The sequence below is a fragment of the Pseudomonas sp. ASL3 genome (assembly GCF_056680425.1).
In genome coordinates, this window is record NZ_CM155281.1 from 69322 (window position 1) to 94439 (window position 25118).

The following is a 25118-nucleotide window of genomic DNA, read 5'->3' on the forward strand; positions in this document are numbered from 1 at the left end:
GGGGAATAGAAAGGGGAACCGCTGCTTTATCATGGTGCGACTGCGCACCGGTGCGGGGCGTTAGAGGGTTGGCTATATAGTTTCAAAAACAGGGCACTCGAAGGTCTTTTTGCGGTCTGATGTTGTGTCCGTCAGATGTTGACCGACGCCGACCAGCGTCGCTGGTTTGAGCTCTATCGCGGTCCAGGAGGCCGCTATGTATCGACGACCTTTGCTTATAGTTGTGCTGGGTTTGACGCTCGCTGGTTGTTATGGAGGCCCCGGTTACTACCAATCCGATGTGTACACTGCGCCCAGATACGATGGCTATTACTACGGCGGCGGCTACTACGATCACTACTACCGCCCTGGCTACCCTGGTTATGTCATCGAGCGACCGCGCTACTACGTGCCGCGCCCTGCTCCTTATTACCCACCAAGACAGGGTTTTTCCGGTCATGGTGATAACCACGAACACCACGGTGATTCCGGTAACCATCCTGGTCGTACGTGGACTGAGAACCGTCCTGGTAACGGGTCCGGCGGTCGGAGTCATGGTAACGGTCAAGGCGGCCAGGAAGGAGGTCATGGTGGTAGCCGGTGACACAGTTAACAGTCAACTCAAACGGCGCTCCTGAGAGCGCCGTTTTCTTTCGTTCAATAATCCAGCAAATCGGCGAGCGGGTGCCGACCCTCCCAGACTTTGGTGAAGTGTGCTTCGATCACCGCGTCCGGGATGTTGGCGACATCCTGCCAATGCCAATGAGGCTTTTGATCCTTATCGATCAGCCGGGCGCGGACACCTTCGCTGAGCTCGGGATGACGGCAACAGTTGAGGCTCATGGTGTATTCCATCTGGAATACTTCGGCCAGTGACATATGCCGGGCGCGGATGACTTGCTCCCATACCAGATGCGCGGTCAACGGGCAGCCTTCGGTCAGATTCTTCGCCGCACGGCTGAGCAGGATATCGTTGTGTAGGTGCCACTGGCTGATGGCGCGCCAGGCGGAGGGCAGATCGGCGACATCCAGCAACTCATCGATTTGCGCCCGACGCGGCAGCCATTGCGCTTGGGGCAATTGTTCGACGGCTTTCTGCTGCAGCGCCTTGAGCAGGCTGTTGAGTTGCACCCAGGTTTGTTCCTGCCAGTTCAGTTGCACCAGCCCCCCGATCAATTCTTCTTGCTGTTCATCCAGCAGAAAACGGTCGGCCAGGTCGAGATCCAGTGCGTCACGCGCGTTGATGTGTGCGCCGGTCAAACCGAGGAACAGGCCTAGCTTGCCGGGCAATCGGGAGAGAAACCAACTGGCGCCGACGTCGGGATACAAACCGATGCTGATTTCTGGCATCGCCAGGCGGCTGCTAGGGGTTACGACGCGAATGCCTGCGCCTTGCAGCAAGCCCAACCCACCGCCGAGTACATAACCATGGCCCCAGCAGATCAACGGCTTGGGGTACGTGTGCAGTCGGTAATCGAGGCGGTATTCTGCTGCGAAGAAGTGCGCGGCCAGCGGCGGGACCTCGCCGGGATGGGCGCGACAGGCGTCAACCAGACTGCGCACATCGCCGCCGGCACAAAAGGCTTTTTCGCCATTGCCGCGCAGCAGTACACAGACGATTTGCGGGTCGTTGGCCCAGGTTTCAAGACGCTCCGTCAGCGCCAGGATCATCGGTAGGGACAGCGCGTTCAGGGACTTTTCTGCATCCAGGCTGGCAACACCGATGCGCGCGCCGTCCTGGGCGGGGAGTTCTTCAAATTGCAGATTCATCGTGACCTCTCGGAGGGACAGGGCAATTATCCATAGAGTCTGTGATACCCCCGTGCAGGGGTAAGTTGCAAATGGCGGTTTGTATTGAGTGTAGGAAAGATAGGTTTTGCCGCAGGGCAATGACATAGGCCAATTGACATCGGCGGCCAGCTTTCCTAGTGTCCGCCCATTGTTTTTTTCAGGTGTGCCATGACAAGCGACGACCGTATCAAACTCGAACCGGGCTGGAAGCACGCACTGCGTGAGGAGTTCGAGCAGCCCTACATGAATGAACTGCGCGAGTTTTTGCGTCAGGAGCACGCCGCCGGCAAGGAGATCTATCCGCCGGGGCCGATGATTTTCAATGCGCTGAATTCGACGCCGCTGGATCAGGTCAAGGTGGTGATCATCGGCCAGGACCCGTACCACGGCCCAGGTCAGGCCCATGGTTTGTGCTTCTCGGTGCAACCGGGAGTGCCGACACCGCCATCGCTGGTCAATATCTATAAAGAGCTTAAACGCGACCTGAACATCGACATCGCTAATCACGGCTACCTGCAATCCTGGGCCGATCAGGGCGTGTTGCTACTCAACACCACCATGACCGTCGAGCGCGCAAACGCCGCCTCACATGCGAAAAAGGGTTGGCAGTTGTTTACCGATAAGGTGATTGAGGTGGTCAGTGAGCATCAGCCGCATTTGGTGTTTTTGCTGTGGGGTGCACATGCGCAGAGCAAGCAAAAGCTGATCGATGCGACCAAACACCTGGTATTGACCTCGGTCCACCCTTCGCCGTTGTCCGCGTACAAGGGCTTTCTGGGTAACGGGCACTTCGGGCGCGCCAACAAGTATTTGCAGCAGAATGGTTTGACGCCGATTGAGTGGAAGCTGCCGCCGGTCTGATCAAATCTTGAGAGCTGCGGCGGGGCTTTGTAGGAGATTCCGCCCCGTCTTCGACGCTGCGCTGTCGCGCAGCAAACTCGGTGTTGGGTTCACCCTGAATCCTCGTGGGAGCAATCGGGGCGCGTAGTCTCATTCGCGAAGGCGTCGGCACATCCAACATCGTCGGCGCCTGATAGACCGTATTCGCGAATGAATTCGCTCCCAGTGTGCCCGGCATGGGCCAAAACCAGCCATCTGAAAGCGATGGCCAGAGTAAGTGACGACAACTGTAGTGAAACGCAAGGTGGACGCCGTGAGGCCAAGCTGAAAGAAGCGCGTAGCAAAGGCACGACCGTAGGAACACGAACAGGCAGCGAGGCTGGATGCGGGCGATTAGTGTGCTGGGAACCACGAAATCCGACTGTCACCGAAAGACGCATTCAGTAGAGCCTGACGGCACGGGCCGATGGTTTTGGCACCTTACCCGGGGAGATCTCGCACACGTCAGTGAGCGAGAAGTCAGCAGAGGCCGTAGTAGCGAAGATGAGCGGTAATGCGCTTGGAGCAAAGGGCCGAAGGATAAACAACACCCGTAATGGACTTCTTACATTGAGCCAGAGCTCTTTGAAACCGAACCCGGAAAAGTGCAGTGACACCGACGGGTTGGCCGGACATGAATGCCCGGGTGGATCCCGGAGAACTAATGAAAGGAAAGAGCGAGTGATGTGTCAGACGGAACAGGAAACTGGAGACGTGTTGAGCGAAATCAGCGTGGAGCAGGTTGTCGAGGCTGACAACATGCGCCGTGCGTTCAAGAAAGTCCGGGCCAACAAAGGTGCGCCCGGGGTTGACGGTATTAGCACTGAAGACCTCGAAGCGCACTTGGTCAAGCATTGGCCGGGCATCAAGGAAAAGCTTCTGGCCGGGAGCTACCAGCCCGGTCCGATCAGGGGTAAAACGATCGGCAAACCCCAAGGCGGAGAACGGCTGCTGGGGATTCCCAACACGCAGGATCGAGTGATCCAGCAAGCGGTAAGCCAGCAACTGACGAAGCTTTGGGACGGTGGTTTCAGTGAGCACAGCTACGGGTTCAGGCCCGGGCGCAGCAACCTTGACGCGATCAGGGCGGCGAAAGACTTCGTGCTCAGCGGCAAGACCTGGGTTGTCGATGTGGACATTGAAGCGTTCTTTGACGAGGTCAATCACGACCGACTCATGACGCGCATCACCCGCGACATCCGGGACAAGCGGCTGAACAAGTATCTGGCGTCGAACCTGCGCGCGGACATGGTCCTGAACGGCCAGCGGCACAAACGCACGGCGGGCGTACCGCAAGGTGGTCCGCTGAGTCCGCTGCTGGCCAATCTGTATCTGGACCCGCTGGACAAGGAGCTGGAAACTCGAGGGCTGAGCTTCTGTCGCTATGCAGACGACCTGATGATCTTTGTCGAAAGCGAGCGCAGCGCAGAGCGAATACTGGAAAGCATCGTGGCGTGGATCGAGAAACACCTGAAGCTGAAGGTCAATGCCAGCAAGAGCGGCACGGGTCGTCCTTGGGAACGCGATTTTCTGGGTTATCTGATCGACGAGGAAGGCAACAATCACCTGTCGGGCAGGACGGTCAAGCGATACCGCAAACGCGTTCGTGAATGTTGGTCAGCCAGACAGGGACTCACCTCCCGGGAACTGGTTGAGCAATGGAGAGGTTATCTTCTTGGCTGGTTTGGTTATTTCCGGCTGGCCACGGAGCGAAACTTCACGCAGCTCTCACAATGGACGCGGCGCCACATGCGCAAGTGCTTTTGGCAGCGGTGGCATAACCGCAAGGGTCGTATGGCCCAACTGCTGAAGATGGGCATCTCGAAACGAGGGCTTGCGCGAGTGAGTTTTCACGACGGAGCTTGGAAAGCGGCGGCACATCCGGCCATGCACCAAGCCTTGAACAACAAACGCTTGAAGCAATATGGCCTGATCACCGCGCAGGATCTCGCCTCAGTGCAATACTGAGCAGTCCAACCGCCGGATGCGGAAAACCGCACGTCCGGTGGTGTGGGAGGGGTAACGGGCTAGTCCCGTTACCTCGACCCGATCAGTCAGATCCTGCATTCCAAAAAATAATCTTTTAAACCCAATGGTTTACAGGTTGTTTGAGGGGCTTGAAGGTGCGGGTGAGTTTTTTGCCGACTCAAAACTGTGTCTAGACAAGCATGGTCATGGCTTCATTCATCTCGGTCACCAGACTACCGTTACCAAGGCTCAGCCCCAGGCGGGCGAAGGCGGGCAGGCTGCTCAGCTCGATTTCGGCGTAAGGATGGCTGGAGCCCTGATAACTGTGCACCGTTGCGATTTGCACCAGATCGACGTAATCGGCGCGCTGCGCCTGGCGGTTGAAATCCTGGAACTGCCCCGGCAACTTGGCCAGCGGCTCTGGAAACTCCCAGGCACTGAGCAGTTTGTCGCCGATAATAGGGTGAATACGCTCGATCACATGATTGAGGCTGACCGAATCTGACAAGAGTTCGTAGTGATCTTCGGCATACGTCAGGATGGGTAGCACGCCAATCAAGTGCACCATCCCCGCCAGGGTCGCCTGATCCGGTTTGAGCTGCAAGTGATTGCGGCACAATGTGTAACTGATGCCTGCCACCTGCAGACTTTTCTTCCAGATTTCGCGCATCTTGCGCTCGACCACGTCGGACTTGGCCTGAAACATCTGCTCCACGACCAGACCGATTGCCAGATTGCAGCTGTAGTTGATCCCCAGTCGGGTGATGGCGGTATGCAGGTCGCTGACTTCGACACTGGCGCGCATCAGCGGGCTATTCACCACTTTGATCAGGCGTGCGGAAAGCGCCGTATCGCCGCCGATCACCTTGCTCAGGTCACTGACGCTGATGTCGAGATTTTCTGCGGCGAGACGGATTTTCAGTGCCACTTCCGGCAGGGTAGGCAGAAACAGCGCATCGTTATCGATCGCCGTGATCAAGTCCTTTTGCACCTTGTCAGCCATCTTGCTCATGTCGCATCTCGTGGGCGTTACGTGGTTCGTGCCCCTCAGCGCTCGACGAGCGCTCAAGGGGTGACAGGCTTGGGTTCGGGGTCAGGGGGAGGTGTTGCTTGCCGCGCTTAACGCTGGGTTTCGAGTTTGGCGTCCAGTGTATAAGGCAGGTCGGTCAATTGCAGTGCCAGACCCTCAGGGGTGCCGAGACGGATATTGCCGTCTTCCACCGCATCGGCCTGCAACACGGCCAGCAGTTCGATGCCGTCTGTCGTCTGTGCGGCAATCACGACTTCGCCCACGGCGCTGGCGTGGACCGGCGAAAACAGCTCAGTGCCGGGTTCAGGAATTTCAGCGCTGGCCACGGTCAAGCGGTACAGCCGACGCTTGAGTTTGCCCAGATACTGCATGCGCGCGACGATTTCCTGGCCGGTGTAGCAACCTTTCTTGAAGCTCACACCACCCACCGCCTGCAGATTGAGCATCTGCGGGATGAAGACTTCGCGGGTGTTGCCCAGCACTTGACCGATACCTGCGCGAATCTGCCCCAGCAGCCAGTCGTTCAGCGAGCCCTGAGGCAGTTGCGCCGCGAGACGAGCCTGCACGCTTTCGGCTTGATCGGCCGGCACCCATAACTCGGCCCGGGCAGGGGAGACGCGAATGGCGATCAGGCCATTGGCCCGAGCCACGGCGTCCGATTCCTGCGGCAGATCCAGTCCCAGCGTCACCAGCGCGCCGTCGCCATCGCTGAGGCCAAAGCGGACCCAGCTGGCACTTTCGTCAGTCAGTTTTGACTTGGAGAACACCGCGTACTTCTTCAAATCCAGCAATTGCGGCTCGATCAGCTCGGACGCCATCGCCAGCAGGCAGCCATCGCCTTCGAGCAGGATGCGGAAGCTCGATTGCATGCGGCCTTTTTGCGTGCAGCGGGCACCGAGGGTCGCGGTGGTGTCGTTCAGGTAGTTGAGGTTGCAGGTCAATTGGCCCTGAAGGAACTTGCTGGCGTCAGGGCCGCGGACGGCGAGAATGCCCTCGTGGGACAGTGTGCAGAAAAAAGCGGAGTCGGCCATTGGTCATCGCAGGGTCAAAAGTCTGGGGCACCATGATAGTGCTGTGTTTGCAGAATGGGTACAGGCTTGATTGCTCGTCCTTTGAAAACTGCTGCGACCAACGTGCAGTGCGCCTGGTGGAACTGCGCCTGTATACTTGCCGCCTATTTGAGGAGCGATCCATGGTCGATGACGTTGAACTCAACCGGCTTTACTGGCACAGCCGCCGCGGCATGCTGGAGCTGGACGTGTTGCTGGTACCCTTTGTAAGGGAGGTGTATGCCACCCTGGATGCCGAAGATCGCGATCTTTATCGCAAGTTGCTGACATGTGAAGATCAGGACATGTTCGGCTGGTTCATGCAGCGCGCCGAATCGGAAGACCCGGACCTGCAGCGTATGGTTCGCATGATTCTGGATCGTGTCCAGCCGAAGTGATTGCTTTGAATGCCGTTGGCGGGCCTCTCGGCTGCTGCTGACGGCTTATCTGATCGCTCAGGCGCTGGCGCTGGTTTCGTTATATTTCCTTGATGTTCCCGGATGGGCGAGCGCGCTCGGCGTTGTGCTGTGCCTGGCTCATGGGGTTTGGGCGTTGCCGCGCTTCATCTTGCTGAGCAGCCCTTCAGCATTTACCGGCCTGCGGCGTGATGCCGACGGATGGCAGCTGTGGAGCGCCCGCTCTGGCTGGCAAGCGGTGCAGCTGCGTCGAGACAGTCTGGCGCTGCCATTGGCGGTGGTGCTGCGCTTTCGTTTGGTGGGCGAGCGACGAGTGGTCGGGCGACGGGTGCGCGGCCTGTGCATCCCGCGCGACGCGCTGGCGCCGGAGGTTCACCGACGTTTGCGCGTACGTTTGAAGTTCAGCCGACGTAGGTGGGCGGCACCAGAATAGTGTCAAGTGCCTCGGGCAGCATGTCCGGATAATCCAGCGTGTAGTGCAGCCCGCGGCTTTCCTTGCGTTCCATGGCCGAGCGGATCATCAGCTCCGCCACTTGAGCCAGGTTGCGCAGTTCGATCAGGTCACGGCTGACTTTATAGTTGCTGTAGAACTCGTCGATCTCGTCCAGCAGCAGTCGCACCCGATGTTGCGCTCGTTGCAAGCGCTTGTTGGTGCGCACGATACCCACGTAGTCCCACATGAATCGCCGCAATTCATCCCAGTTGTGGGCAATGATCACGTCTTCGTCGGAATCGGTTACCTGGCTGGCATCCCAGCTCGGCAGGTCCTCATGCAATGGCACGTCAGGCAATTGTTCGAGGATGTCGGCCGCAGCAGAGCGGGCGTAGACAAAGCATTCCAGCAATGAATTGCTGGCCATGCGGTTGGCGCCGTGCAGGCCGGTGAAGCTGGTTTCGCCGATGGCGTAAAGGCCCGGCACGTCGGTGCGACCCCGTTCGTCGACCATCACGCCGCCGCAGGTGTAGTGCGCGGCCGGCACCACCGGGATCGGCTCTTTGGTGATGTCGATGGAGAATTCCAGGCAGCGCTCATAGACCGTCGGGAAATGGGTCTTGATGAAGTCTGCAGGCTTGTGGCTGATGTCCAGGTACACGCAGTCGATGCCCAGACGCTTCATTTCATGGTCGATGGCGCGGGCGACAATATCCCGTGGCGCCAGCTCGGCCCGTGGATCGAAGCGCTGCATGAAACGCTCGCCGTTGGGCAGTTTGAGCCAGGCACCCTCACCACGCAGGGCTTCTGTTACCAGAAAGCTTTTGGCTTGCGGGTGATAAAGGCAGGTGGGGTGGAACTGGTTGAACTCCAGATTCGCCACCCGGCAACCGGAGCGCCAGGCCATGGCGATGCCATCACCGCAGGCGCCATCGGGGTTGCTGGTGTACAGATAAACCTTCGCCGCTCCGCCCGATGCCAGGATGGTGAAGCGGGCGCCGTAGGTGTCGACTTCACCACTGGCGCGATTAAGCACGTAGGCGCCCAGGCAGCGTTGGCCTTCCAGACCCAAGCGACGTTCGGTGATCAAATCTACTGCAACGCGCTGTTCCAGCAGCTCAATGTTGGGCCGCAGCCTGGCTTGCGCGAGCAACGTCTTGAAGATTGCAGCGCCTGTGGCATCGGCGGCGTGAATGATGCGCCGATGGCTGTGACCGCCCTCACGGGTCAGATGGAATTCGAAACCGCCATCTTCCGTGGTCGAGTGATCATCGCGAGTAAACGGCACGCCTTGGTCGATCAGCCACTGAATGGCTTCGCGGCTGTGCTCGACGGTAAAGCGCACGGCGTCTTCATCGCACAGGCCACCACCGGCATTGAGGGTGTCTTCGACATGAGATTGCACGGTGTCGGCGTTGTCCAGAACGGCCGCGACACCACCCTGGGCCCAGAATGTCGAACCGTTGGCCAGGTCGCCCTTGCTCAAAACGGCAATACGCAAATGGCTCGGCAGGGTCAGCGCAAGGCTCAGCCCGGCGGCACCGCTACCAATCACAAGGACGTCGTGTTGAAAATGTTGGCTCATGTCAGAACTCCGCACGTAGCGGCCACTAGTATATAGGGGGGTGGATCGGCACAATAGCCGCGCTTTTATGGCATTGTGAAGCCACTGCGGGCTCGGATTGTGCTCCAGTCTGAACACACATGCATACCGTTTTCCCTGCGGAAGGTTGGTATGGTGATTGTTTCAGGGCTGAATCATATTTTCCGCCTGAGCCGCGGTAAGCTTCTTGCACCTGAAAGCGAAATCCGGGAACTTTTCATACAGGCCCGGGCTCAATAGAAGGTTGCCTATAAAGGGACGCGTCGGTTATGTGCGGGGCTCAAGCAGCTGCCATCGCAAGCGGATTCGACGACTAGATTATTCACGCAGCCGGCCATGTCCGAGCTGCGTTTTTCGTGCGGGCCCAATGATTGTCCGCAGGAAACTTGCTTGAAGGGGGAGAACTTTTGCGAAAAGCCCGAGTCTATGTTTGCAAGCCTGTTCAACGGCAGATGCAACGCTCCTTCAGGTCCACCGAGGAGTGTTCATGCTAACCCAGGAAGAGGATCAGCAGCTGGTCGAGCGCGTACAGCGCGGCGATAAGCGAGCTTTTGATCTGCTCGTGCTGAAATACCAGCACAAAATTCTCGGGTTGATCGTGCGATTCGTGCACGACACCCATGAAGCCCAGGACGTCGCACAAGAGGCCTTTATCAAGGCCTATCGTGCACTTGGTAATTTTCGCGGCGACAGCGCTTTTTATACCTGGCTGTACCGCATCGCCATTAACACGGCGAAAAACTATTTGGTGTCGCGAGGTCGGCGGCCACCGGATAGCGATGTAAGGTCTGAAGACGCGGAGTTCTACGATGGCGATCATGGCCTCAAGGATATCGAGTCGCCAGAACGTGCATTGTTGAGGGATGAGATCGAGGGCACTGTCCATCGAACTATCCAGTTACTCCCGGAAGATTTACGTACGGCCCTAACTTTACGTGAATTCGACGGTCTTAGTTACGAGGACATTGCCAGCGTCATGCAGTGTCCGGTGGGTACCGTGCGATCTCGGATTTTCCGCGCTCGGGAAGCCATCGATAAAGCCCTGCAGCCCTTGCTGCAGGACTCCTGAGACAGCGGCGATAGCCAAGAGAGGAACCCCGCCATGAGTCGTGAAGCCCTGCAGGAATCGCTGTCCGCGGTGATGGATAACGAAGCGGATGAATTGGAATTACGTCGGGTGCTGAACGCCTTTGACGATGCGGATACGCGTGCCACATGGTCGCGTTATCAAGTTGCCCGTGCAGCGATGCACAAAGACTTGTTGTTGCCTCGTATGGATATTTCGGCTGCTGTTTCTGCCGCGATCGCCGATGAAGTCAGCCCGCTCAAGACAACGCGGGGTCCTTGGCGTAGCCTGGGTCGTCTGGCTGTCGCCGCTTCGGTAACCCTTGCTGTATTGGCCGGTGTGCGTTTGTACAACCATGACGACATCGCTGGTGTCGAACTGGCTCAGCAAGCACCTCAGCCGACGAGTCTGTCGGTACCGCAGGTAAAAGGCCCGGCAGTATTGGCCGGCTATAGTGAAAGCGAGCAAGCCCCGGGTCCTATGGCCAGTGGTGTATTGCAAGGCCAGGCTGGCTGGCACGATCAGCGTCTGCCAGGCTATTTGCGTCAACATGCTCAGCAAGCAGCTTTGAAAGGCAGCGAAAGCGCTTTGCCATATGCTCGTGCTGCTAGCCTGGAAAATCGCTAAGGAGGATCATGCGCGCCATCCCTCTATTGCCGCTTCTACTCGGTGGGTGGCTGGTTCTTCCAGCACATGCCGAGGATGCGCAAGACCTGCTCAGGCGTCTTGCGCAAGCAGAGCAACAGCAAAGTTTCCAGGGTACTTTCGTTTACGAGCGTAACGGTAGTTTCTCCACCCATCGAATCTGGCATCGCGTCGTCGATGGCAAAGTTCGTGAACATTTGCTCCAACTCGATGGTTCTGCACAGGAAGTGCTGCGCGTTGACGGACTTACCCAATGCGTCAGTGGCACTCTTGTAGCAGGCGTAGGCAATCAGCCCAATTCTCCGGCACGAAATCTGGATCCGAAAAAACTTTCAGCCTTGTATGAGATGAACGTTGTAGGAAAGTCTCGAGTGGCCGGTCGGAATGCGATCATTGTTGCGATGACGCCGCGTGATCAGCATCGCTATGGCATCGAGTTGCATGTGGACAGCGAAACAGCATTGCCGTTGAAGTCGTTGCTGTTGAACGATAAGGGGCAGTTGCTCGAACGTTTCCAGTTTACCGAGCTTGATACTCGGGACGTCCCAACCGATCAGATGCTTGAGGTCAGTGCCGATTGCAAACCGGTGCAGATCGCCAAAAGCAAGGATGACGTATCCAATGTTCCTTCTGCATGGCACTCCGACTGGTTGCCTGATGGCTTCGAGTTGAGCAGCAGTGCAGTGCGCAAGGATCCTGACACCAAAGTCGCAGTGACGAGTTTGATGTACGACGACGGTCTGGCACGCTTTTCGGTCTTCATTGAGCCGTTGAGCGGAGCTACCGTAGCAGACATTCGCACCCAGCTCGGCCCGACCGTGGCAGTATCGCGACGCGTGACGACGTCTGCCGGAGATGCCATGGTTACCGTGGTGGGAGAAATACCGATTGGCACCGCCGAACGGATTGCACTCTCGATGCGCAGCGCTGATGAGCCGGTCAAACAGGCCGCCAAGTGAGTCACTTGGCAAGTGACGGGCGGGGTGAGTGCCTCAGATGAGCTGTTTTATCGGCAAGGCAAGCCTGTGCTTGTTTCGCGATTGAGATGCTGAAATGTTTTGTGAGCTTTCCAGGTTGCAAAAAAACTCGATTTTTTCTATAGGTCATAGCTTCGCAGCTCTGGCCTTAGTCGTTTCTGGGCCAAAAAAATGGCTGATAGAAATGCCGCCGCAGTTGTTTGCGTTGCGCGCTAGCTCCTCGGGCCGGTCGGTCCGTACAGCTTAACCATGCTCGTTGTGAACGGGAGCCGTATGTCGATACCACGCTTGAAGTCTTATTTATCATTCGTTGCCGCTGTACTGATGCTGGGCCAGATGGCCGCCGCCCAAGCGGAGGCTTTGCCTGACTTTACAGGTCTGGTCGAGCAAGCATCGCCCGCTGTAGTGAACATCAGTACCCGCCAGAAAATGCCTGAGCGCTCCGTTGCGAGTGGTCAGATGCCGGATCTGGAGGGGCTGCCACCCCAGCTTCGCGAGTTCTTCGAGCGCAGCATACCGAAGGGGCAACGTACCCCCAAAAATGATCGCCAGCGCGAGGTTCAGTCCTTGGGTTCGGGCTTCATTATCTCGGCCGACGGTTATGTGTTGACCAACAACCATGTGATCGAAGGCGCGGATGAAATCATCGTGCGTCTTTCCGACCGCAGTGAGTTGAAGGCCAAGCTGATTGGCACTGATTCGCGCACTGACGTCGCCGTCCTGAAGATCGAAGGCAAGGACCTGCCGATCGTCAAGATAGGCAACTCCGACAAGCTGAAAGTCGGTGAGTGGGTCCTGGCCATCGGTTCGCCGTTCGGCTTCGATCACTCGGTGACCAAAGGTATCGTCAGCGCCAAGGGTCGCAGCCTGCCGAACGACACCTATGTACCGTTCATCCAGACCGACGTGGCGATCAACCCGGGCAACTCCGGTGGTCCGCTGTTCAACATGGCCGGCGAAGTGGTGGGGATCAACTCGCAGATCTTCACTCGCTCCGGTGGTTTCATGGGGCTGTCCTTCGCCATTCCGATCGATGTCGCGATGGATGTGGCCAACCAGTTGAAGACTGGCGGCAAAGTCAGTCGCGGCTGGCTGGGTGTGGTGATCCAGGAGGTCAACAAAGACCTGGCTGAGTCCTTCGGTCTGGACAAACCGGCCGGTGCGCTGGTTGCTCAGGTGTTGGACAATGGTCCGGCGGCTAAAGGTGGTGTGCAAGTGGGTGACGTTATCCTCAGCGCCAACGGCCAGCCGATAGTCTTGTCCGCGGACCTGCCGCATCTGGTCGGTAATATGAAGGATGGGAGCAAGGCCGAGCTGGATGTGATTCGTGGCGGCAAACGCCAAGCCCTGACTGTGACTATCGGCGCGCTGCCCGAAGAAGGTCAGGAAATGGGCATTCCGGAAGAGGGTGTCGAGCGCAACAGCAATCGCCTCGGTGTTTCGGTGGTCGAATTGACCGCTGAGCAGAAGAAAACCTATGACCTCAAGGGTGGCGTGGTCATCAAGGAAGTGCAGGAGGGTCCTGCGGCCTTGATCGGTCTGCAACCGGGTGATGTGATCACTCACCTGAACAATCAGGCGATCACATCGGCCAAAAACTTTACTGAGGTTGCAAAAGAGCTGCCGAAGAATCGTTCGGTGTCCATGCGCGTTCTGCGTCAGGGGCGAGCGAGCTTCATCACCTTCAAGCTGACTGAGTAAAAGGTTGGCATGATAAAAAAGGGCGGTGATCACCGCCCTTTTTTGTGCCCGTCGTCTAGATAATGTGGTTACTGACCGTTGGGGAGGCGTGCGAACGTGACGCCCCAGCCTTCCATCAGGTACAATTCCCGGCTATTTTTCGGCGGGCAATCTGCCTGCAACCTTTTTGAGTGTTGATCCGTGAGTGATTTGAGTCATATCCGTAATTTCTCCATCATCGCCCACATTGACCATGGCAAGTCGACGCTGGCCGACCGCTTCATTCAGATGTGCGGCGGCTTGTCCGAGCGCGAGATGGAAGCTCAAGTCCTCGACTCCATGGATCTGGAACGCGAACGCGGCATCACCATCAAGGCCCACAGCGTTACCCTGCATTACAAGGCGCTGGACGGCAAAACCTACCAGTTGAACTTCATCGACACCCCAGGCCACGTCGACTTCACTTACGAAGTCAGCCGTTCCCTGGCCGCCTGCGAAGGCGCGCTGCTGGTGGTCGATGCCGGTCAAGGCGTAGAGGCTCAGTCCGTCGCCAATTGCTACACCGCCATCGAGCAAGGCCTTGAGGTCATGCCGGTACTGAACAAGATCGACTTGCCGCAGGCCGACCCGGACCGAGTCAAGGAAGAGATCGAGAAGATCATCGGCATCGATGCCACCGACGCGGTCGCGTGTTCGGCCAAGACTGGCCTGGGCGTCGATGAAGTGCTGGAACGTCTGGTTCATACCATTCCCGCGCCGACCGGCAATATCGAAGACCCGCTGCAAGCGCTGATCATCGACTCCTGGTTCGACAACTACCTGGGCGTCGTCTCGCTGGTGCGTGTCCGTCACGGCTGCGTCAGGAAGGGCGACAAGATCCTCGTTAAATCCACTGGCAAGATGCACCTGGTGGACAGCGTGGGTGTTTTCACGCCCAAGCACACCCAGACCGTTGATCTGAAAGCCGGTGAAGTAGGCTTCATCATCGCCGGTATCAAAGACATTCACGGCGCCCCCGTCGGTGACACCCTGACCCTGAGCACCACGCCCGATGTCGACGTGTTGCCCGGCTTCAAGCGCGTGCAGCCGCAGGTGTATGCCGGCCTGTTCCCGGTCAGCTCGGATGATTTCGAAGATTTCCGCGAAGCGCTGCAAAAGCTGACGCTCAACGACTCGTCCCTGCAATACGCGCCGGAAAGCTCCGATGCACTGGGCTTCGGCTTCCGCTGCGGGTTCCTGGGCATGCTCCACATGGAGATCATCCAGGAGCGTCTGGAGCGCGAGTACGATCTTGACCTGATCACCACCGCGCCAACGGTAATTTTTGAACTACTGTTGAAGACCGGTGAAACGATTTACGTCGACAACCCGTCCAAGCTTCCTGATCAGTCCGCGATCGAAGATATGCGCGAGCCGATTGTGCGGGCCAATATTCTTGTGCCGCAAGAGCACCTGGGTAACGTCATTACACTGTGCATCGAAAAACGTGGTGTGCAGCACGACATGTTGTTCCTGGGGACTCAGGTGCAAGTGAGCTACGACCTGCCGATGAACGAAGTGGTCCTGGACTTCTTCGACCGTCTCAAGTCGGTGAGCCGCGGTTATGCGTCTCTGGATTACCATTTCAACCGTTACCAGTCAGCGAACCTGGTCAAGCTCGATGTGTTGATCAACGCTGAAAAAGTCGACGCTCTGGCGTTGATCGTGCATCGTGACAACGCGAACTATAAAGGTCGCGCGTTGACCGAGAAGATGAAAGAACTGATCCCGCGGCAGATGTTCGACGTGGCAATCCAGGCCGCCATTGGCGGGCAGATTGTGGCGCGCACAACCGTCAAGGCCCTCAGAAAGAACGTACTGGCCAAGTGTTACGGTGGTGACGTCAGCCGTAAGCGTAAACTGCTCGAGAAGCAAAAGGCCGGTAAAAAACGCATGAAGCAAGTCGGTAACGTGGAAATTCCACAGGAAGCCTTCCTTGCAGTGCTCAGGTTGGATAGTTAGGTCCTATGTCACTAAATTTCCCGCTGTTGTTGGTCATCGCTGTAGCCGTATGCGGTTTACTTGCATTGCTCGATCTGGTCATTCTGGCGCCACGCCGGCGGACGGCGATAGCGACTTATCAGGGCAGCGTCAGCCAGCCGGACGTCGCGGTCGTAGAGCGCTTGAACAAGGAGCCTCTGCTGGTCGAATACGGCAAATCGTTCTTTCCGGTGCTGTTCATCGTCCTGGTATTGCGCTCTTTTCTGGTCGAGCCTTTTCAGATTCCTTCGGGGTCGATGAAACCAACGCTGGATGTGGGTGATTTCATCCTGGTGAACAAGTTCTCCTACGGCATTCGTTTGCCGGTCCTGGATCAGAAAGTGATCCGTGTCGGTGATCCTCAGCGTGGCGATGTCATGGTGTTCCGCTACCCAAGCGACCCGAGCGTCAATTACATCAAGCGTGTGGTCGGCTTGCCGGGTGATCAGATCCGTTACACCAGCGACAAGCGTCTGTTTGTCAACGGAGATCTGGTGGCCAAGCAACTGATCGGCTCCGAGCCTGGAACCTTGGGCAGCGCAGAGCTGTACCAAGAAAAGCTCGGCGCCGTCGAGCACCAGATCCGTCAGGAAATGAGCCGCTACCGTGCGCTGCCGGATAATGAATGGACTGTGCCAGCCGGACACTACTTCATGATGGGTGACAACCGGGACAACTCGAATGACAGCCGTTTTTGGGATGATCCCAATATTCCAAAGGACGAGTTGGGCATGGTCCCCGACAAGAACATCGTCGGCAAAGCCTTCGCTGTCTGGATGAGCTGGCCTGAGCCGAAACTGAGTCACTTCCCGAACTTCTCGCGGGTTGGCCTGATCAAGTAGCCAAATGCGGCGCTGTACTCAACAGCGCCGTATGTCATTTGGGCTGGCTTGAAACGCTGGCAACGGAACACAAACCTTGCTGGCACAATAGAGCAGCTACGCTTGAGGTCGAACATGACATTCGCCGGTTCGCAAAAAGGCTTGTCGTTTCTGGGGTGGTTGCTGGCATTGGCTCTGGTCGCTTTTGCGGCGAGCACGGCCTTCAAACTGATTCCGCACTACCTCGACTATATGTCGATGAAGAAAATCATTAGCTCGGTCGAAACCGACAAAGCGCTGGAAATTACGACGGTCAGCGATTTTTACAGCCATGTCAGTAAAGGCATGCAGGTCAACAGCATTCGGGATTTGGATTTGAACAAGGCGTTAAGTGTGACGGTGGAGAACAACCAGTTCCTCGCCCATTTGAAATATGAAAAACGTGAGCCACTGATCCAGAATATCGATCTGGTGGTGAAGTTCGACCACGAATTCAGCGTGGGTAAACCGTGAGCGTTTCCTTGAGTCGCCTGGAGCGTCAGCTCGGCTATACCTTCAAGGACCAGGAGCTGATGGTCCTGGCCCTGACACACCGCAGCTTTGCCGGGCGCAACAATGAGCGTCTGGAATTCCTCGGTGATGCCATTCTCAATTTCGTCGCCGGTGAAGCGCTGTTCGACCGCTTTCCTCTGGCGCGCGAAGGTCAGTTGTCGCGCCTTCGGGCACGCTTGGTGAAAGGCGAGACGCTGGCTCTGCTGGCCCGTGGTTTTGATCTGGGCGAGTACCTGCGTCTGGGCTCCGGCGAATTGAAAAGTGGTGGTTTCCGCCGCGAATCGATTCTGGCCGATGCCCTCGAAGCGTTGATCGGTGCGATCTATCTGGATGCCGGCATGGACATGGCGCGCGAGCGCGTGCTGGCCTGGCTGACCACCGAGTTCGACAGCCTGACGCTGGTCGATACCAACAAGGATCCCAAAACCCGGCTGCAGGAGTTTCTCCAGTCGCGTGCCTGCGAACTGCCGCGTTACGAAGTGGTGGATATCCAGGGCGAGCCGCACTGCCGGACGTTTTTCGTCGAGTGCGAGATCAACTTATTGAATGAAAAAAGCCGGGGCCAGGGTGTCAGTCGTCGCATTGCCGAACAGGTAGCAGCGGCCGCAGCACTCATTGCCCTTGGCGTGGAGAACGGCCATGACTGATTCAACTGCAACACGCTGTGGCTATGTCGCCATTGTCGGCCGCCCCAACGTGGGCAAATCCACGCTGCTCAACCATATTCTCGGGCAAAAGCTGGCGATTACGTCGCGCAAGCCGCAGACCACCCGTCATAACATGCTCGGCATCAAGACCGAAGGCACGGTACAGGCGGTGTACGTCGATACCCCCGGTATGCACAAGAACGGCGAGAAAGCGCTCAACCGCTACATGAACAAAACCGCCTCGGCGGCGTTGAAAGACGTCGATGTGGTGATTTTCGTCGTCGATCGCACCCGTTGGACCGATGAAGACCAGATGGTGCTTGAGCGCGTGCAATACGTGCAGGGCCCGGTGATCCTGGCGATCAACAAGACTGACCGCCTCGAAGACAAAGCCACGCTGATGCCGCATCTGGAGTGGTTGCAAGGGCAACTGCCGAACGCGCAGATCGTGCCGATTTCCGCGCAGCAGGGTCACAACCTTGAAGCGCTGGAGCGCTTGATCGCCGACCATTTGCCGGAAAATGAGCACTTTTTCCCTGAAGATCAGATCACCGACCGCAGCAGCCGTTTCCTGGCCGCCGAGCTGGTTCGCGAAAAGATCATGCGTCAGCTCGGTGCCGAACTGCCGTATCAAATCACCGTGGAAATCGAAGAGTTCAAGCAGCAGGGCAAGACCCTGCACATCCATGCGCTGATTCTGGTCGAGCGTGATGGCCAGAAGAAAATCATCATTGGCGACAAGGGTGAGCGGATCAAACGTATCGGCACGGATGCGCGCCGGGACATGGAGCTGCTGTTCGACTCCAAGGTTATGCTCAATCTTTGGGTCAAGGTCAAAGGCGGCTGGTCCGATGACGAGCGCGCCCTGCGTTCGTTGGGTTACGGCGACCTGTAAACCAGACAGCCCGATGATCGGTCGCTTCGCCGACTGATCATCGGGCCACGTTATACCTTTCCCATCGCTGCGATCTGCGAGCCTGCCTGAACGATGAGCGCGCCAACCGGCCAACTTGCTTATGTACTGCACAGCCGGGCGTACCGTGAAAACAGCGCATTGGTCGATTTCCTGACGCCTCAAGGTCGGCTGCGAGCTGTGTTGCGCAGTGCTCGCGGCAAGGCGGGCACCCTGGCCCGTCCCTTTGTTCCGCTTGAAGTCGAGTTCCGTGGGCGTGGCGAGTTGAAAAACGTCGGGCGTATGGAAAGTGCAGGTCTTTCCACTTGGCTCAGCGGCGACGCGTTGTTCAGCGGGTTGTACCTGAACGAGTTGTTGATTCGCCTGTTACCTGCTGAAGATCCCCACCCCGCTGTTTTCAATCACTATGCCGCCACGTTGCTGGCGTTGGCTGACGGCCGACCGCTGGAACCCCTGTTACGCTCGTTCGAATGGCGGCTGCTGGATGATCTGGGCTACGGCTTCGAGCTGGGTGCCGATATCAATGGCGATCCGGTGGAAGCCGACGGCATGTACCGTTTGAAGGTCGATGCCGGGCTGGAGCGAGTGTGGTTGTTGCAGCCGGGGCTGTTTCAGGGCGTCGAGCTGTTGGCCATGGCTGAAGCCGACTGGAGCGCGCCGGGTGCCTTGGCGGCGGCCAAGCGTCTGATGCGTCAGGCATTGGCTGTGCACCTGGGCGGTCGCCCGTTAGTCAGCCGTGAACTGTTTCGCAAGCCGTGAGCAAGCTTTATGCTGCTGCGGTCTGTTTTGATCAAATTTTTAGGAGACATCCGTGACCCACAGCACTCGCATTCTTCTTGGCGTGAACATCGACCATGTCGCCACCCTGCGTCAGGCCCGCGGCACCCGTTACCCGGACCCGGTAAAAGCGGCGCTGGATGCGGAAGAAGCGGGTGCCGATGGCATCACCGTGCACCTGCGCGAAGATCGCCGGCATATCCAGGAACGCGACGTGTTGTTGCTCAAGGATGTGCTGCAAACGCGAATGAACTTCGAAATGGGCGTCACTGAAGAGATGCTCGCGTTCGCCGAGCGCATTCGCCCGGCGCACATCTGCCTGGTCCCGGAAACCCGCCAGGAACTCACCACCGAAGGCGGTCTGGATGTCGCGGGGCAGGAAGCGCGGATCAAGGCGGCGGTCGATCGTCTGGCCAAGATCGGTTGTGAAGTGTCGTTGTTTATCGATGCCGACGAGCGGCAGATTGCGGCGTCCAAACGTATTGGTGCACCGGCCATCGAACTGCACACCGGTCGTTATGCCGATGCGCAAACACCGAGCGAAGTCGCCGAAGAATTGAAGCGGATCGCTGACGGCGTGGCGTTTGGTCTGACCCAAGGCTTGATCGTCAACGCCGGTCATGGCCTGCACTACCACAACGTTGAAGCGGTCGCGGCGATCAAGGGCATCAACGAGTTGAACATCGGCCATGCGCTGGTGGCGCATGCCTTGTTCGTCGGCTTCAAAGCGGCAGTGGCGGAGATGAAAGCGTTGATTCTGGCGGCTGCTAAGTAGTCACCATTACGGCCGCTGCGCGACCGATCGCGGGCAAGCCCGCTCCTACAACTGATTGCGTTCCATGTAGGAGCGGGCTTGCCCGCGATGGCTGAATATCAGACGCTAAAGATCTAAGGCTTACGCCCCACAATCACCGCCCGCATTGGCGCTGGCAGGCCTTCCACTGTGCGGCTGTGATCAGCCGGATCCAGATAATCACTCAACGACTGAAAGCGCATCCAGTCGGTACTGCGCTGTTCTTCAACCGTGGTGGTGCTGACGTCCACACAGCGCACATCGACAAACCCCGCGCGCCGCAGCCACAGCTCAAGGGCGGGCACCGATGGCAGGAACCAGACGTTACGCATTTGTGCGTAACGGTCTTCCGGTACCAGTACTTGCTGCACATCGCCTTCCACCACCAAGGTTTCCAGCACCAGTTCGCCACCTTTGACCAGGCAGTCTTTCAGCGCCAGTAAGTGGTCGATGGGCGAGCGACGGTGATAGAGCACGCCCATGGAGAACACGGTGTCGAAGCCTTCGAGATTGGCCGGCAAGTCTTCCAGTGCGAACGGAAGGTGCCAGGCGGGCAAGTCGGGCAGATAACGCTGGATCGCCTGAAACTGGCAGAAGAACAGCCAGTTCGGATCGACGCCGATCACGCTGTCGGCCCCGGCGCCCAGCATGCGCCACTGGTAATAGCCGTTGCCGCAACCGACATCCAGCACGCGCTTGCCTTTTAAATCGAGGTGCGGCGAAACCCGCGACCATTTCCAGTCCGAGCGCCATTCGGTGTCGATATGCACACCAAACACATCGAACGGTCCTTTACGCCAGGGCGAGAGGCCCATCAATGCCTTGTGCATCTGCGCGCGGGTGTCGGCGTCGCAATCGTTATCCAGGGTAAAACTTTCGGTCAGATCGATGCGGGTTGGCAGCATCTGTGGCAGCGCGTCCAGCGCGCTTTGCCAGCGCTCCAGGTCGCCGTGACCCTTTTCCATCTTGGCGTCGAGTTGTGCTTGCAGGCCGTTGGCCCATTCAGCCAGGGGGGTGCCCGCCAAGCGGCGGACCAGAGGAGCGAGATCAATCATGGCAGGGCAATCAACGAGGCAAAGTTAAGGCATTGGAACCACGGCACCACCTTGGAAAAACCGGCGGTGAGCAGACGCTCGCGGTGTTCCTCCAGGCTGTCGGGCTTCATCACGTTTTCGATGGCGCTGCGCTTCTGGGCAATTTCCAGATCGCTATAGCCATTGGCGCGTTTGAACGCGATGTGCAGATCGGTGAGCAGGGCATGTTCTTGCTCATCATCGAAGCGCAGCTTTTCCGAGAGGATCAACGCACCGCCCGGCACCAGTGCCTGGCGAATACGACTGAGCAGGGCCAGACGTTGCTCTGGGGCGATGAATTGCAGGGTGAAATTCAGCGCCACCACCGACGCGGGCTGGAACTGCAGCGCGAGGATGTCGCCGTCGATCACTTCAACCGGCAGCAACTCCTGAAACATCGAGTCCTGTGCGTTGAGATATTCGCGGCAGCGTTCAACCATCGCCGCCGAGTTATCCACAGCAATCACTTTACAACCTTCGCTGCGGACATGGCGGCGCAAGGCCTGAGTCACCGCGCCAAGGGAACTGCCCAGGTCATACAGCACGCTATGGGGCTGGGCAAATTGCGCCGCGAGCACGCCAAGGTTCTCGACGATGGTCGGGTAACCCGGCACCGAACGCTTGATCATGTCCGGAAAAACCCGCACCACGTCCTCGTTGAAAGCGAAATCAGGCACCTGGGCCAAGGGCTGGGCGAAAATGCGATCAGGTTCTTTGCTCACGACGGTTCCAGCGGAGAGGGTGAAAAGGTCGGCATTTTAGCCGGGTTGAGCGCGGGATGCGATGTGTCCTGTCAGACGGGGCCGTGCACACAAACTCTGTGGGAGCCTAAAGCGTGAAGGCCTAAAGCGGGACAGATTAATTTTCGATGAAGCGCTGAAAATAAATCAGTCCCCTCGGTCCATCAGTTGACCGTGATCGAGCAATCGAAGGTCTGCATCGGCGCCACTTCCGGCGCCCAGGGTTGCTGATAGATCATCAACAGCCGCCCGGTCCCGGCGTTGGCGGCCTGATAACGCCACACCGATTGTCCGGCGCTGCCCACCAGCCCTGCGTCTTCCGGATTGCTGTAGACCTCTGGCCCAAGGCTGCGTAATACGTCGGGCGCAGGGTTCTGCACCGTCCAGCGATAACCGGTTTCGGGCGTGCTTGGCAGTGTCAGCAGCACGGTTTGCCCGGCTTTCAGCTTCAGCGGGCATTCGCTCTGTTTTTCAATGGTGACGATCTGCCGTGGCTGTTGCGCACAGGCAGCAAGCAGGGCAAGGCTCAGCGGGACGAGCAGGCGGGCAGCAGTCATGAAAGCTCCAGTCGTACACAACGTATGGCGAGCATAACTGAAGATGGGGGAGATGAGGTTATGTGGGAGATTCTATGTTTCCAAGCAATACGCAAAATCCCTGTAGGAGCTGCCGAAGGCTGCGATAAGGCCGGAACGGCATTCATAAATATCAAACGTTGCGACCGGTTCCCGATCGATCGCAGCCTTCGGCAGCTCCTACAAGGGGCTTGACGCGGTCTGTTAGAACAACACCTTCGCCACGTCCGCAAACCGCTTGGCGAAGTGCACGGTGATGCCTTCCTTGAGGTAGTCCGGCAGTTCTTCGAAGTTGCCACGGTTGGGTTCGGGCAGGATCAACTCACGGATCTTCTGCCGCCGCGCCGCGATGACTTTTTCCCGCACGCCGCCAATCGGCAGTACATGCCCGGTCAGCGTCAGTTCACCGGTCATGGCCACGCCTTTTTTCGGTGGCTGGTTGCGGGCGAGGGACAGCAGAGCGCTGGCCATGGTTACCCCGGCACTCGGGCCATCTTTGGGGGTGGCGCCTTCGGGCACATGCAAGTGCACGAAGGCTTCGTCGAAGAAGCGCGGGTCGCCGCCGAATTGCGCAAGGTTCGCACTGACGTAGCTGTAGGCGATTTCCGCGGACTCCTTCATCACGGCGCCCAGTTGCCCGGTGAGTTTGAAGCCGCGATTGAGGGTGTGGATCCGGGTCGCTTCGATCGGCAACGTCGCGCCGCCCATGCTGGTCCAGGCCAGGCCCGTGATGACGCCGGTACCGGACAGCACTTGCTCGTTACGAAATACCGCCATGCCCAGCGAAGCTTCCAGGTCCTTCGGCGTGATCTTGATCACCGATGCGGGGTCATCCAGCAGCTTGACCACTGACTTGCGCACCAGTTTGCCCAGTTGTTTCTCCAGCTGCCGGACCCCGGCCTCACGGGCGTACCCGTCGATGACCGCACGTAATGCGTTGTCGCTGATGGACAGGCTGGCTTTGGATACTCCGGCTTTTTCCAACTGTTTGGGCCACAAATGGCGTTTGGCGATGGCGAGTTTTTCTTCAGTGATGTAGCCGGACAGGCGAATCACCTCCATACGATCCAGCAGCGGACCGGGGATGGAGTCCAGGGTGTTGGCGGTGCAGACGAACAGCACTTTCGACAGGTCCAGACGCAGGTCCAGGTAGTGATCGAGGAATTCCACGTTCTGTTCCGGATCGAGGGTTTCCAGCAGCGCCGAGGCCGGATCGCCCTGGTAGCTCTGGCCCATCTTGTCGATCTCGTCGAGCATGATCACCGGGTTCATCACTTCGACATCTTTGAGCGCCTGAACCAGTTTGCCCGGTTGCGCGCCGATGTAAGTGCGACGGTGGCCCTTGATTTCGGCTTCATCGCGCATACCGCCGACGCTGAAACGGTAGAACGGCCGGCCCAGGGATTCGGCGATCGAGCGACCAACGCTGGTTTTGCCCACGCCTGGCGGGCCGACCAGCAACACGATGGAACCGCTGATCTGGCCCTTGTAGGCGCCGACCGCGAGGAATTCGAGGATCCGGCTCTTGATGTCATCGAGCCCGGCATGATGCTGATCGAGCACTTTGCGCGCATGTTTGAGATCGAGCTTGTCCTTACCGTAGACGCCCCACGGCACCGAGCTGGCCCAATCCAGATAGTTGCGGGTCACCGCGTATTCCGGTGAGCCGGTTTCCAGTATAGAGAGTTTGTTGATTTCCTCGTCGATCCGCTTGCGTGCCTGAGGTGGCAGGGTCTTGCCCTCCAGGCGCAGCTCGAACTGCTCGATATCGGCGCTGCGATCGTCCTTGCTCAACCCCAGCTCTTGCTGGATCACTTTGAGCTGTTCCTTGAGGAAGAATTCGCGCTGATGCTCACCGATCTTGCGGTTCACTTCGGCGGAGATTTCTTTCTGCAGGCGTGCGACTTCGACTTCCTTGCGCAGCATTGGCAGGACTTTTTCCATGCGCTTGAGCATGGGCACGCAATCGAGCACTTCTTGCAGTTCAACACCGGTGGCCGACGTCAGCGCCGCGGCGAAATCGGTCAGCGGCGACGGGTCGTTGGGGCTAAAACGGTTCAGGTAGTTTTTCAGCTCTTCGCTGTACAGCGGATTGAGCGGCAGCAGTTCCTTGATCGCATTGATCAGGGCCATGCCGTAGGCCTTGACCTCATCGGTCGGGTCGTGGAGCTGATGCGGGTATTCGACTTCCACCAGATACGGCGGACGATGGTGTTTGAGCCAGGTGCGAATGCGCACGCGGCTCAGGCCCTGGGCCACGAATTGCAGTTTGCCGTTTTCGCGACTGGCGTGATGCACCTTCACCAGCGTGCCGTATTCCGGTAGGGCGGCGGTGTCGAAATGGCGGGGGTCATCGGGTGGCGTGTCCATGAAGAACAGGGCCAGGGAATGGTGATCGGACTTGCTGACCAACTCCAGGGTCTCGGCCCAGGGCTCTTCGTTTACGATCACCGGCAACACTTGAGCCGGGAAAAAGGGGCGATTGTGGATCGGGATGATATAGACCTTATCCGGAAGGTTCTGGTCCGGCAGGGTCAGGCTGGTGCTGGTCGAACTCAGGCTTACTTCGTGCTCGGCATTAACGTCATCTGACACATTCGGTGAGTCGGTTTGCTGGTCGCTCATGGGGCACCTGCACAAGTGAATATGGTGTTTAGATGGGGCGCGGCAGGACTCGTTTCAATGGTGTGAG

23 protein-coding genes are annotated in these 25118 nt (G+C 58.1%); 15 read left to right on the forward strand and 8 right to left on the reverse strand.

Translation table 11 applies throughout. The features are described 5' to 3' along the window. Positions 1 to 636: 636 nt before the first annotated feature. A complete protein-coding gene (locus AC1MEE_RS00305; protein WP_480413149.1) occupies positions 637 to 1749 on the reverse strand; it encodes an enoyl-CoA hydratase/isomerase family protein in 1113 nt (370 codons plus the stop codon). 189 nt (positions 1750 to 1938) lie between these two features. On the opposite strand from AC1MEE_RS00305, the gene ung reads away from it, so the two are divergent. Next, positions 1939 to 2631, forward strand: a complete 693-nt coding sequence (gene ung / locus AC1MEE_RS00310) for a uracil-DNA glycosylase (RefSeq protein ID WP_480413150.1) — start codon at positions 1939 to 1941, stop codon at positions 2629 to 2631. 702 nt (positions 2632 to 3333) lie between these two features. Beyond that, positions 3334 to 4617, forward strand: a complete 1284-nt coding sequence (gene ltrA / locus AC1MEE_RS00315; RefSeq protein WP_480412364.1) for a group II intron reverse transcriptase/maturase — start codon at positions 3334 to 3336, stop codon at positions 4615 to 4617. Positions 4618 to 4807: 190 nt separating this feature from the next. On the opposite strand, the gene AC1MEE_RS00320 is transcribed toward ltrA, so the two are convergent. Continuing rightward, on the reverse strand, positions 4808 to 5629 hold the full coding sequence (locus tag AC1MEE_RS00320; protein WP_480413151.1) for an HDOD domain-containing protein: 822 nt from the start codon (positions 5627 to 5629) through the stop codon (positions 4808 to 4810). A 107-nt stretch (positions 5630 to 5736) separates the two neighbouring features. After that, positions 5737 to 6678 carry a CAF17-like 4Fe-4S cluster assembly/insertion protein YgfZ gene (gene ygfZ / locus AC1MEE_RS00325; protein ID WP_480413152.1) on the reverse strand — a complete coding sequence of 314 codons (942 nt, stop codon included), beginning with the start codon at positions 6676 to 6678 and terminating at the stop codon, positions 5737 to 5739. A 161-nt stretch (positions 6679 to 6839) separates the two neighbouring features. Between ygfZ and AC1MEE_RS00330 the strand changes: the two genes are divergently transcribed. After that, on the forward strand, positions 6840 to 7094 hold the full coding sequence (locus AC1MEE_RS00330) for an FAD assembly factor SdhE (protein ID WP_480413153.1): 255 nt from the start codon (positions 6840 to 6842) through the stop codon (positions 7092 to 7094). Beyond that, positions 7078 to 7545 carry a protein YgfX gene (locus AC1MEE_RS00335; protein ID WP_480413154.1) on the forward strand — a complete coding sequence of 156 codons (468 nt, stop codon included), beginning with the start codon at positions 7078 to 7080 and terminating at the stop codon, positions 7543 to 7545. Before AC1MEE_RS00330 ends, AC1MEE_RS00335 begins: the two co-directional genes overlap by 17 nt. Here the strand turns inward: AC1MEE_RS00335 and nadB are convergent. Next, positions 7514 to 9130: an L-aspartate oxidase gene (gene nadB, locus AC1MEE_RS00340; protein ID WP_480413155.1), complete on the reverse strand. Its 1617-nt coding sequence runs from the start codon at positions 9128 to 9130 to the stop codon at positions 7514 to 7516. The genes AC1MEE_RS00335 and nadB overlap by 32 nt on opposite strands. Positions 9131 to 9635: 505 nt before the next feature. On the opposite strand from nadB, the gene rpoE reads away from it, so the two are divergent. The 11 genes from rpoE to pdxJ all read left to right on the forward strand — a co-directional run bounded on the left by rpoE (position 9636) and on the right by pdxJ (position 20020). Then, positions 9636 to 10217, forward strand: a complete 582-nt coding sequence (gene rpoE, locus AC1MEE_RS00345) for an RNA polymerase sigma factor RpoE/AlgU (RefSeq protein WP_219062107.1) — start codon at positions 9636 to 9638, stop codon at positions 10215 to 10217. Positions 10218 to 10250: 33 nt separating this feature from the next. Then, a complete protein-coding gene (locus AC1MEE_RS00350) occupies positions 10251 to 10841 on the forward strand; it encodes a sigma-E factor negative regulatory protein (protein WP_480413157.1) in 591 nt (196 codons plus the stop codon). Between the two features lie 8 nt (positions 10842 to 10849). Beyond that, complete coding sequence (locus AC1MEE_RS00355) at positions 10850 to 11818, forward strand: MucB/RseB C-terminal domain-containing protein (RefSeq protein WP_480413158.1); 969 nt, start codon at positions 10850 to 10852, stop codon at positions 11816 to 11818. Positions 11819 to 12160: 342 nt separating this feature from the next. Further along, the gene (locus AC1MEE_RS00360; protein WP_480416113.1) at positions 12161 to 13537 is read left to right on the forward strand and encodes a DegQ family serine endoprotease; all 1377 of its coding nucleotides are present in this window, start codon (positions 12161 to 12163) and stop codon (positions 13535 to 13537) included. 180 nt (positions 13538 to 13717) lie between these two features. Continuing rightward, positions 13718 to 15517, forward strand: a complete 1800-nt coding sequence (lepA, locus tag AC1MEE_RS00365) for a translation elongation factor 4 (protein ID WP_480413159.1) — start codon at positions 13718 to 13720, stop codon at positions 15515 to 15517. A 5-nt stretch (positions 15518 to 15522) separates the two neighbouring features. Beyond that, positions 15523 to 16377, forward strand: a complete 855-nt coding sequence (gene lepB / locus AC1MEE_RS00370; RefSeq protein ID WP_480413160.1) for a signal peptidase I — start codon at positions 15523 to 15525, stop codon at positions 16375 to 16377. A 114-nt stretch (positions 16378 to 16491) separates the two neighbouring features. Beyond that, the gene (locus AC1MEE_RS00375) at positions 16492 to 16869 is read left to right on the forward strand and encodes a DUF4845 domain-containing protein (protein ID WP_480413161.1); all 378 of its coding nucleotides are present in this window, start codon (positions 16492 to 16494) and stop codon (positions 16867 to 16869) included. Beyond that, the gene (gene rnc / locus AC1MEE_RS00380; RefSeq protein ID WP_480413162.1) at positions 16866 to 17555 is read left to right on the forward strand and encodes a ribonuclease III; all 690 of its coding nucleotides are present in this window, start codon (positions 16866 to 16868) and stop codon (positions 17553 to 17555) included. Before AC1MEE_RS00375 ends, rnc begins: the two co-directional genes overlap by 4 nt. Beyond that, positions 17548 to 18450, forward strand: a complete 903-nt coding sequence (gene era, locus AC1MEE_RS00385; RefSeq protein ID WP_480413163.1) for a GTPase Era — start codon at positions 17548 to 17550, stop codon at positions 18448 to 18450. Before rnc ends, era begins: the two co-directional genes overlap by 8 nt. A 93-nt stretch (positions 18451 to 18543) precedes the next feature. Beyond that, positions 18544 to 19227 (forward strand): DNA repair protein RecO, encoded by a 684-nt coding sequence (recO, locus tag AC1MEE_RS00390; RefSeq protein WP_480413164.1) that lies wholly within the window; start codon positions 18544 to 18546, stop codon positions 19225 to 19227. Between the two features lie 52 nt (positions 19228 to 19279). Beyond that, complete coding sequence (gene pdxJ, locus AC1MEE_RS00395; RefSeq protein ID WP_480413165.1) at positions 19280 to 20020, forward strand: pyridoxine 5'-phosphate synthase; 741 nt, start codon at positions 19280 to 19282, stop codon at positions 20018 to 20020. A gap of 113 nt (positions 20021 to 20133) precedes the next feature. Here pdxJ and cmoB read toward each other — a convergent pair whose 3' ends face one another. From cmoB to lon, 4 genes are all read right to left on the reverse strand, one after another. Beyond that, complete coding sequence (cmoB, locus tag AC1MEE_RS00400; protein ID WP_480413166.1) at positions 20134 to 21093, reverse strand: tRNA 5-methoxyuridine(34)/uridine 5-oxyacetic acid(34) synthase CmoB; 960 nt, start codon at positions 21091 to 21093, stop codon at positions 20134 to 20136. Continuing rightward, positions 21090 to 21833: a carboxy-S-adenosyl-L-methionine synthase CmoA gene (cmoA, locus tag AC1MEE_RS00405; protein WP_480413167.1), complete on the reverse strand. Its 744-nt coding sequence runs from the start codon at positions 21831 to 21833 to the stop codon at positions 21090 to 21092. The genes cmoB and cmoA overlap by 4 nt, the downstream gene beginning before the upstream one ends. A 182-nt stretch (positions 21834 to 22015) precedes the next feature. Next, positions 22016 to 22408 carry a protease inhibitor I42 family protein gene (locus tag AC1MEE_RS00410; protein WP_480413168.1) on the reverse strand — a complete coding sequence of 131 codons (393 nt, stop codon included), beginning with the start codon at positions 22406 to 22408 and terminating at the stop codon, positions 22016 to 22018. 222 nt (positions 22409 to 22630) lie between these two features. Next, positions 22631 to 25021, reverse strand: a complete 2391-nt coding sequence (lon, locus tag AC1MEE_RS00415) for an endopeptidase La (RefSeq protein ID WP_480416114.1) — start codon at positions 25019 to 25021, stop codon at positions 22631 to 22633. Positions 25022 to 25118 lie beyond the last annotated feature (97 nt).

Coding starts and splice junctions, on each gene's coding strand:
- AC1MEE_RS00410 (WP_480413168.1), bottom strand. CDS start 22,408: ATGACTGCTGCCCGCCTGCTCGTCCCGCTGAGCCTTGCCCTGCTTGCT.
- era (WP_480413163.1), top strand. CDS start 17,548: ATGACTGATTCAACTGCAACACGCTGTGGCTATGTCGCCATTGTCGGC.
- AC1MEE_RS00350 (WP_480413157.1), top strand. CDS start 10,251: ATGAGTCGTGAAGCCCTGCAGGAATCGCTGTCCGCGGTGATGGATAAC.
- AC1MEE_RS00330 (WP_480413153.1), top strand. CDS start 6,840: ATGGTCGATGACGTTGAACTCAACCGGCTTTACTGGCACAGCCGCCGC.
- lepB (WP_480413160.1), top strand. CDS start 15,523: ATGTCACTAAATTTCCCGCTGTTGTTGGTCATCGCTGTAGCCGTATGC.
- ygfZ (WP_480413152.1), bottom strand. CDS start 6,678: ATGGCCGACTCCGCTTTTTTCTGCACACTGTCCCACGAGGGCATTCTC.
- nadB (WP_480413155.1), bottom strand. CDS start 9,130: ATGAGCCAACATTTTCAACACGACGTCCTTGTGATTGGTAGCGGTGCC.
- ung (WP_480413150.1), top strand. CDS start 1,939: ATGACAAGCGACGACCGTATCAAACTCGAACCGGGCTGGAAGCACGCA.
- ltrA (WP_480412364.1), top strand. CDS start 3,334: ATGTGTCAGACGGAACAGGAAACTGGAGACGTGTTGAGCGAAATCAGC.
- AC1MEE_RS00305 (WP_480413149.1), bottom strand. CDS start 1,749: ATGAATCTGCAATTTGAAGAACTCCCCGCCCAGGACGGCGCGCGCATC.
- AC1MEE_RS00355 (WP_480413158.1), top strand. CDS start 10,850: ATGCGCGCCATCCCTCTATTGCCGCTTCTACTCGGTGGGTGGCTGGTT.
- AC1MEE_RS00320 (WP_480413151.1), bottom strand. CDS start 5,629: ATGAGCAAGATGGCTGACAAGGTGCAAAAGGACTTGATCACGGCGATC.
- rpoE (WP_219062107.1), top strand. CDS start 9,636: ATGCTAACCCAGGAAGAGGATCAGCAGCTGGTCGAGCGCGTACAGCGC.
- AC1MEE_RS00375 (WP_480413161.1), top strand. CDS start 16,492: ATGACATTCGCCGGTTCGCAAAAAGGCTTGTCGTTTCTGGGGTGGTTG.
- cmoB (WP_480413166.1), bottom strand. CDS start 21,093: ATGATTGATCTCGCTCCTCTGGTCCGCCGCTTGGCGGGCACCCCCCTG.
- AC1MEE_RS00360 (WP_480416113.1), top strand. CDS start 12,161: ATGCTGGGCCAGATGGCCGCCGCCCAAGCGGAGGCTTTGCCTGACTTT.
- recO (WP_480413164.1), top strand. CDS start 18,544: ATGAGCGCGCCAACCGGCCAACTTGCTTATGTACTGCACAGCCGGGCG.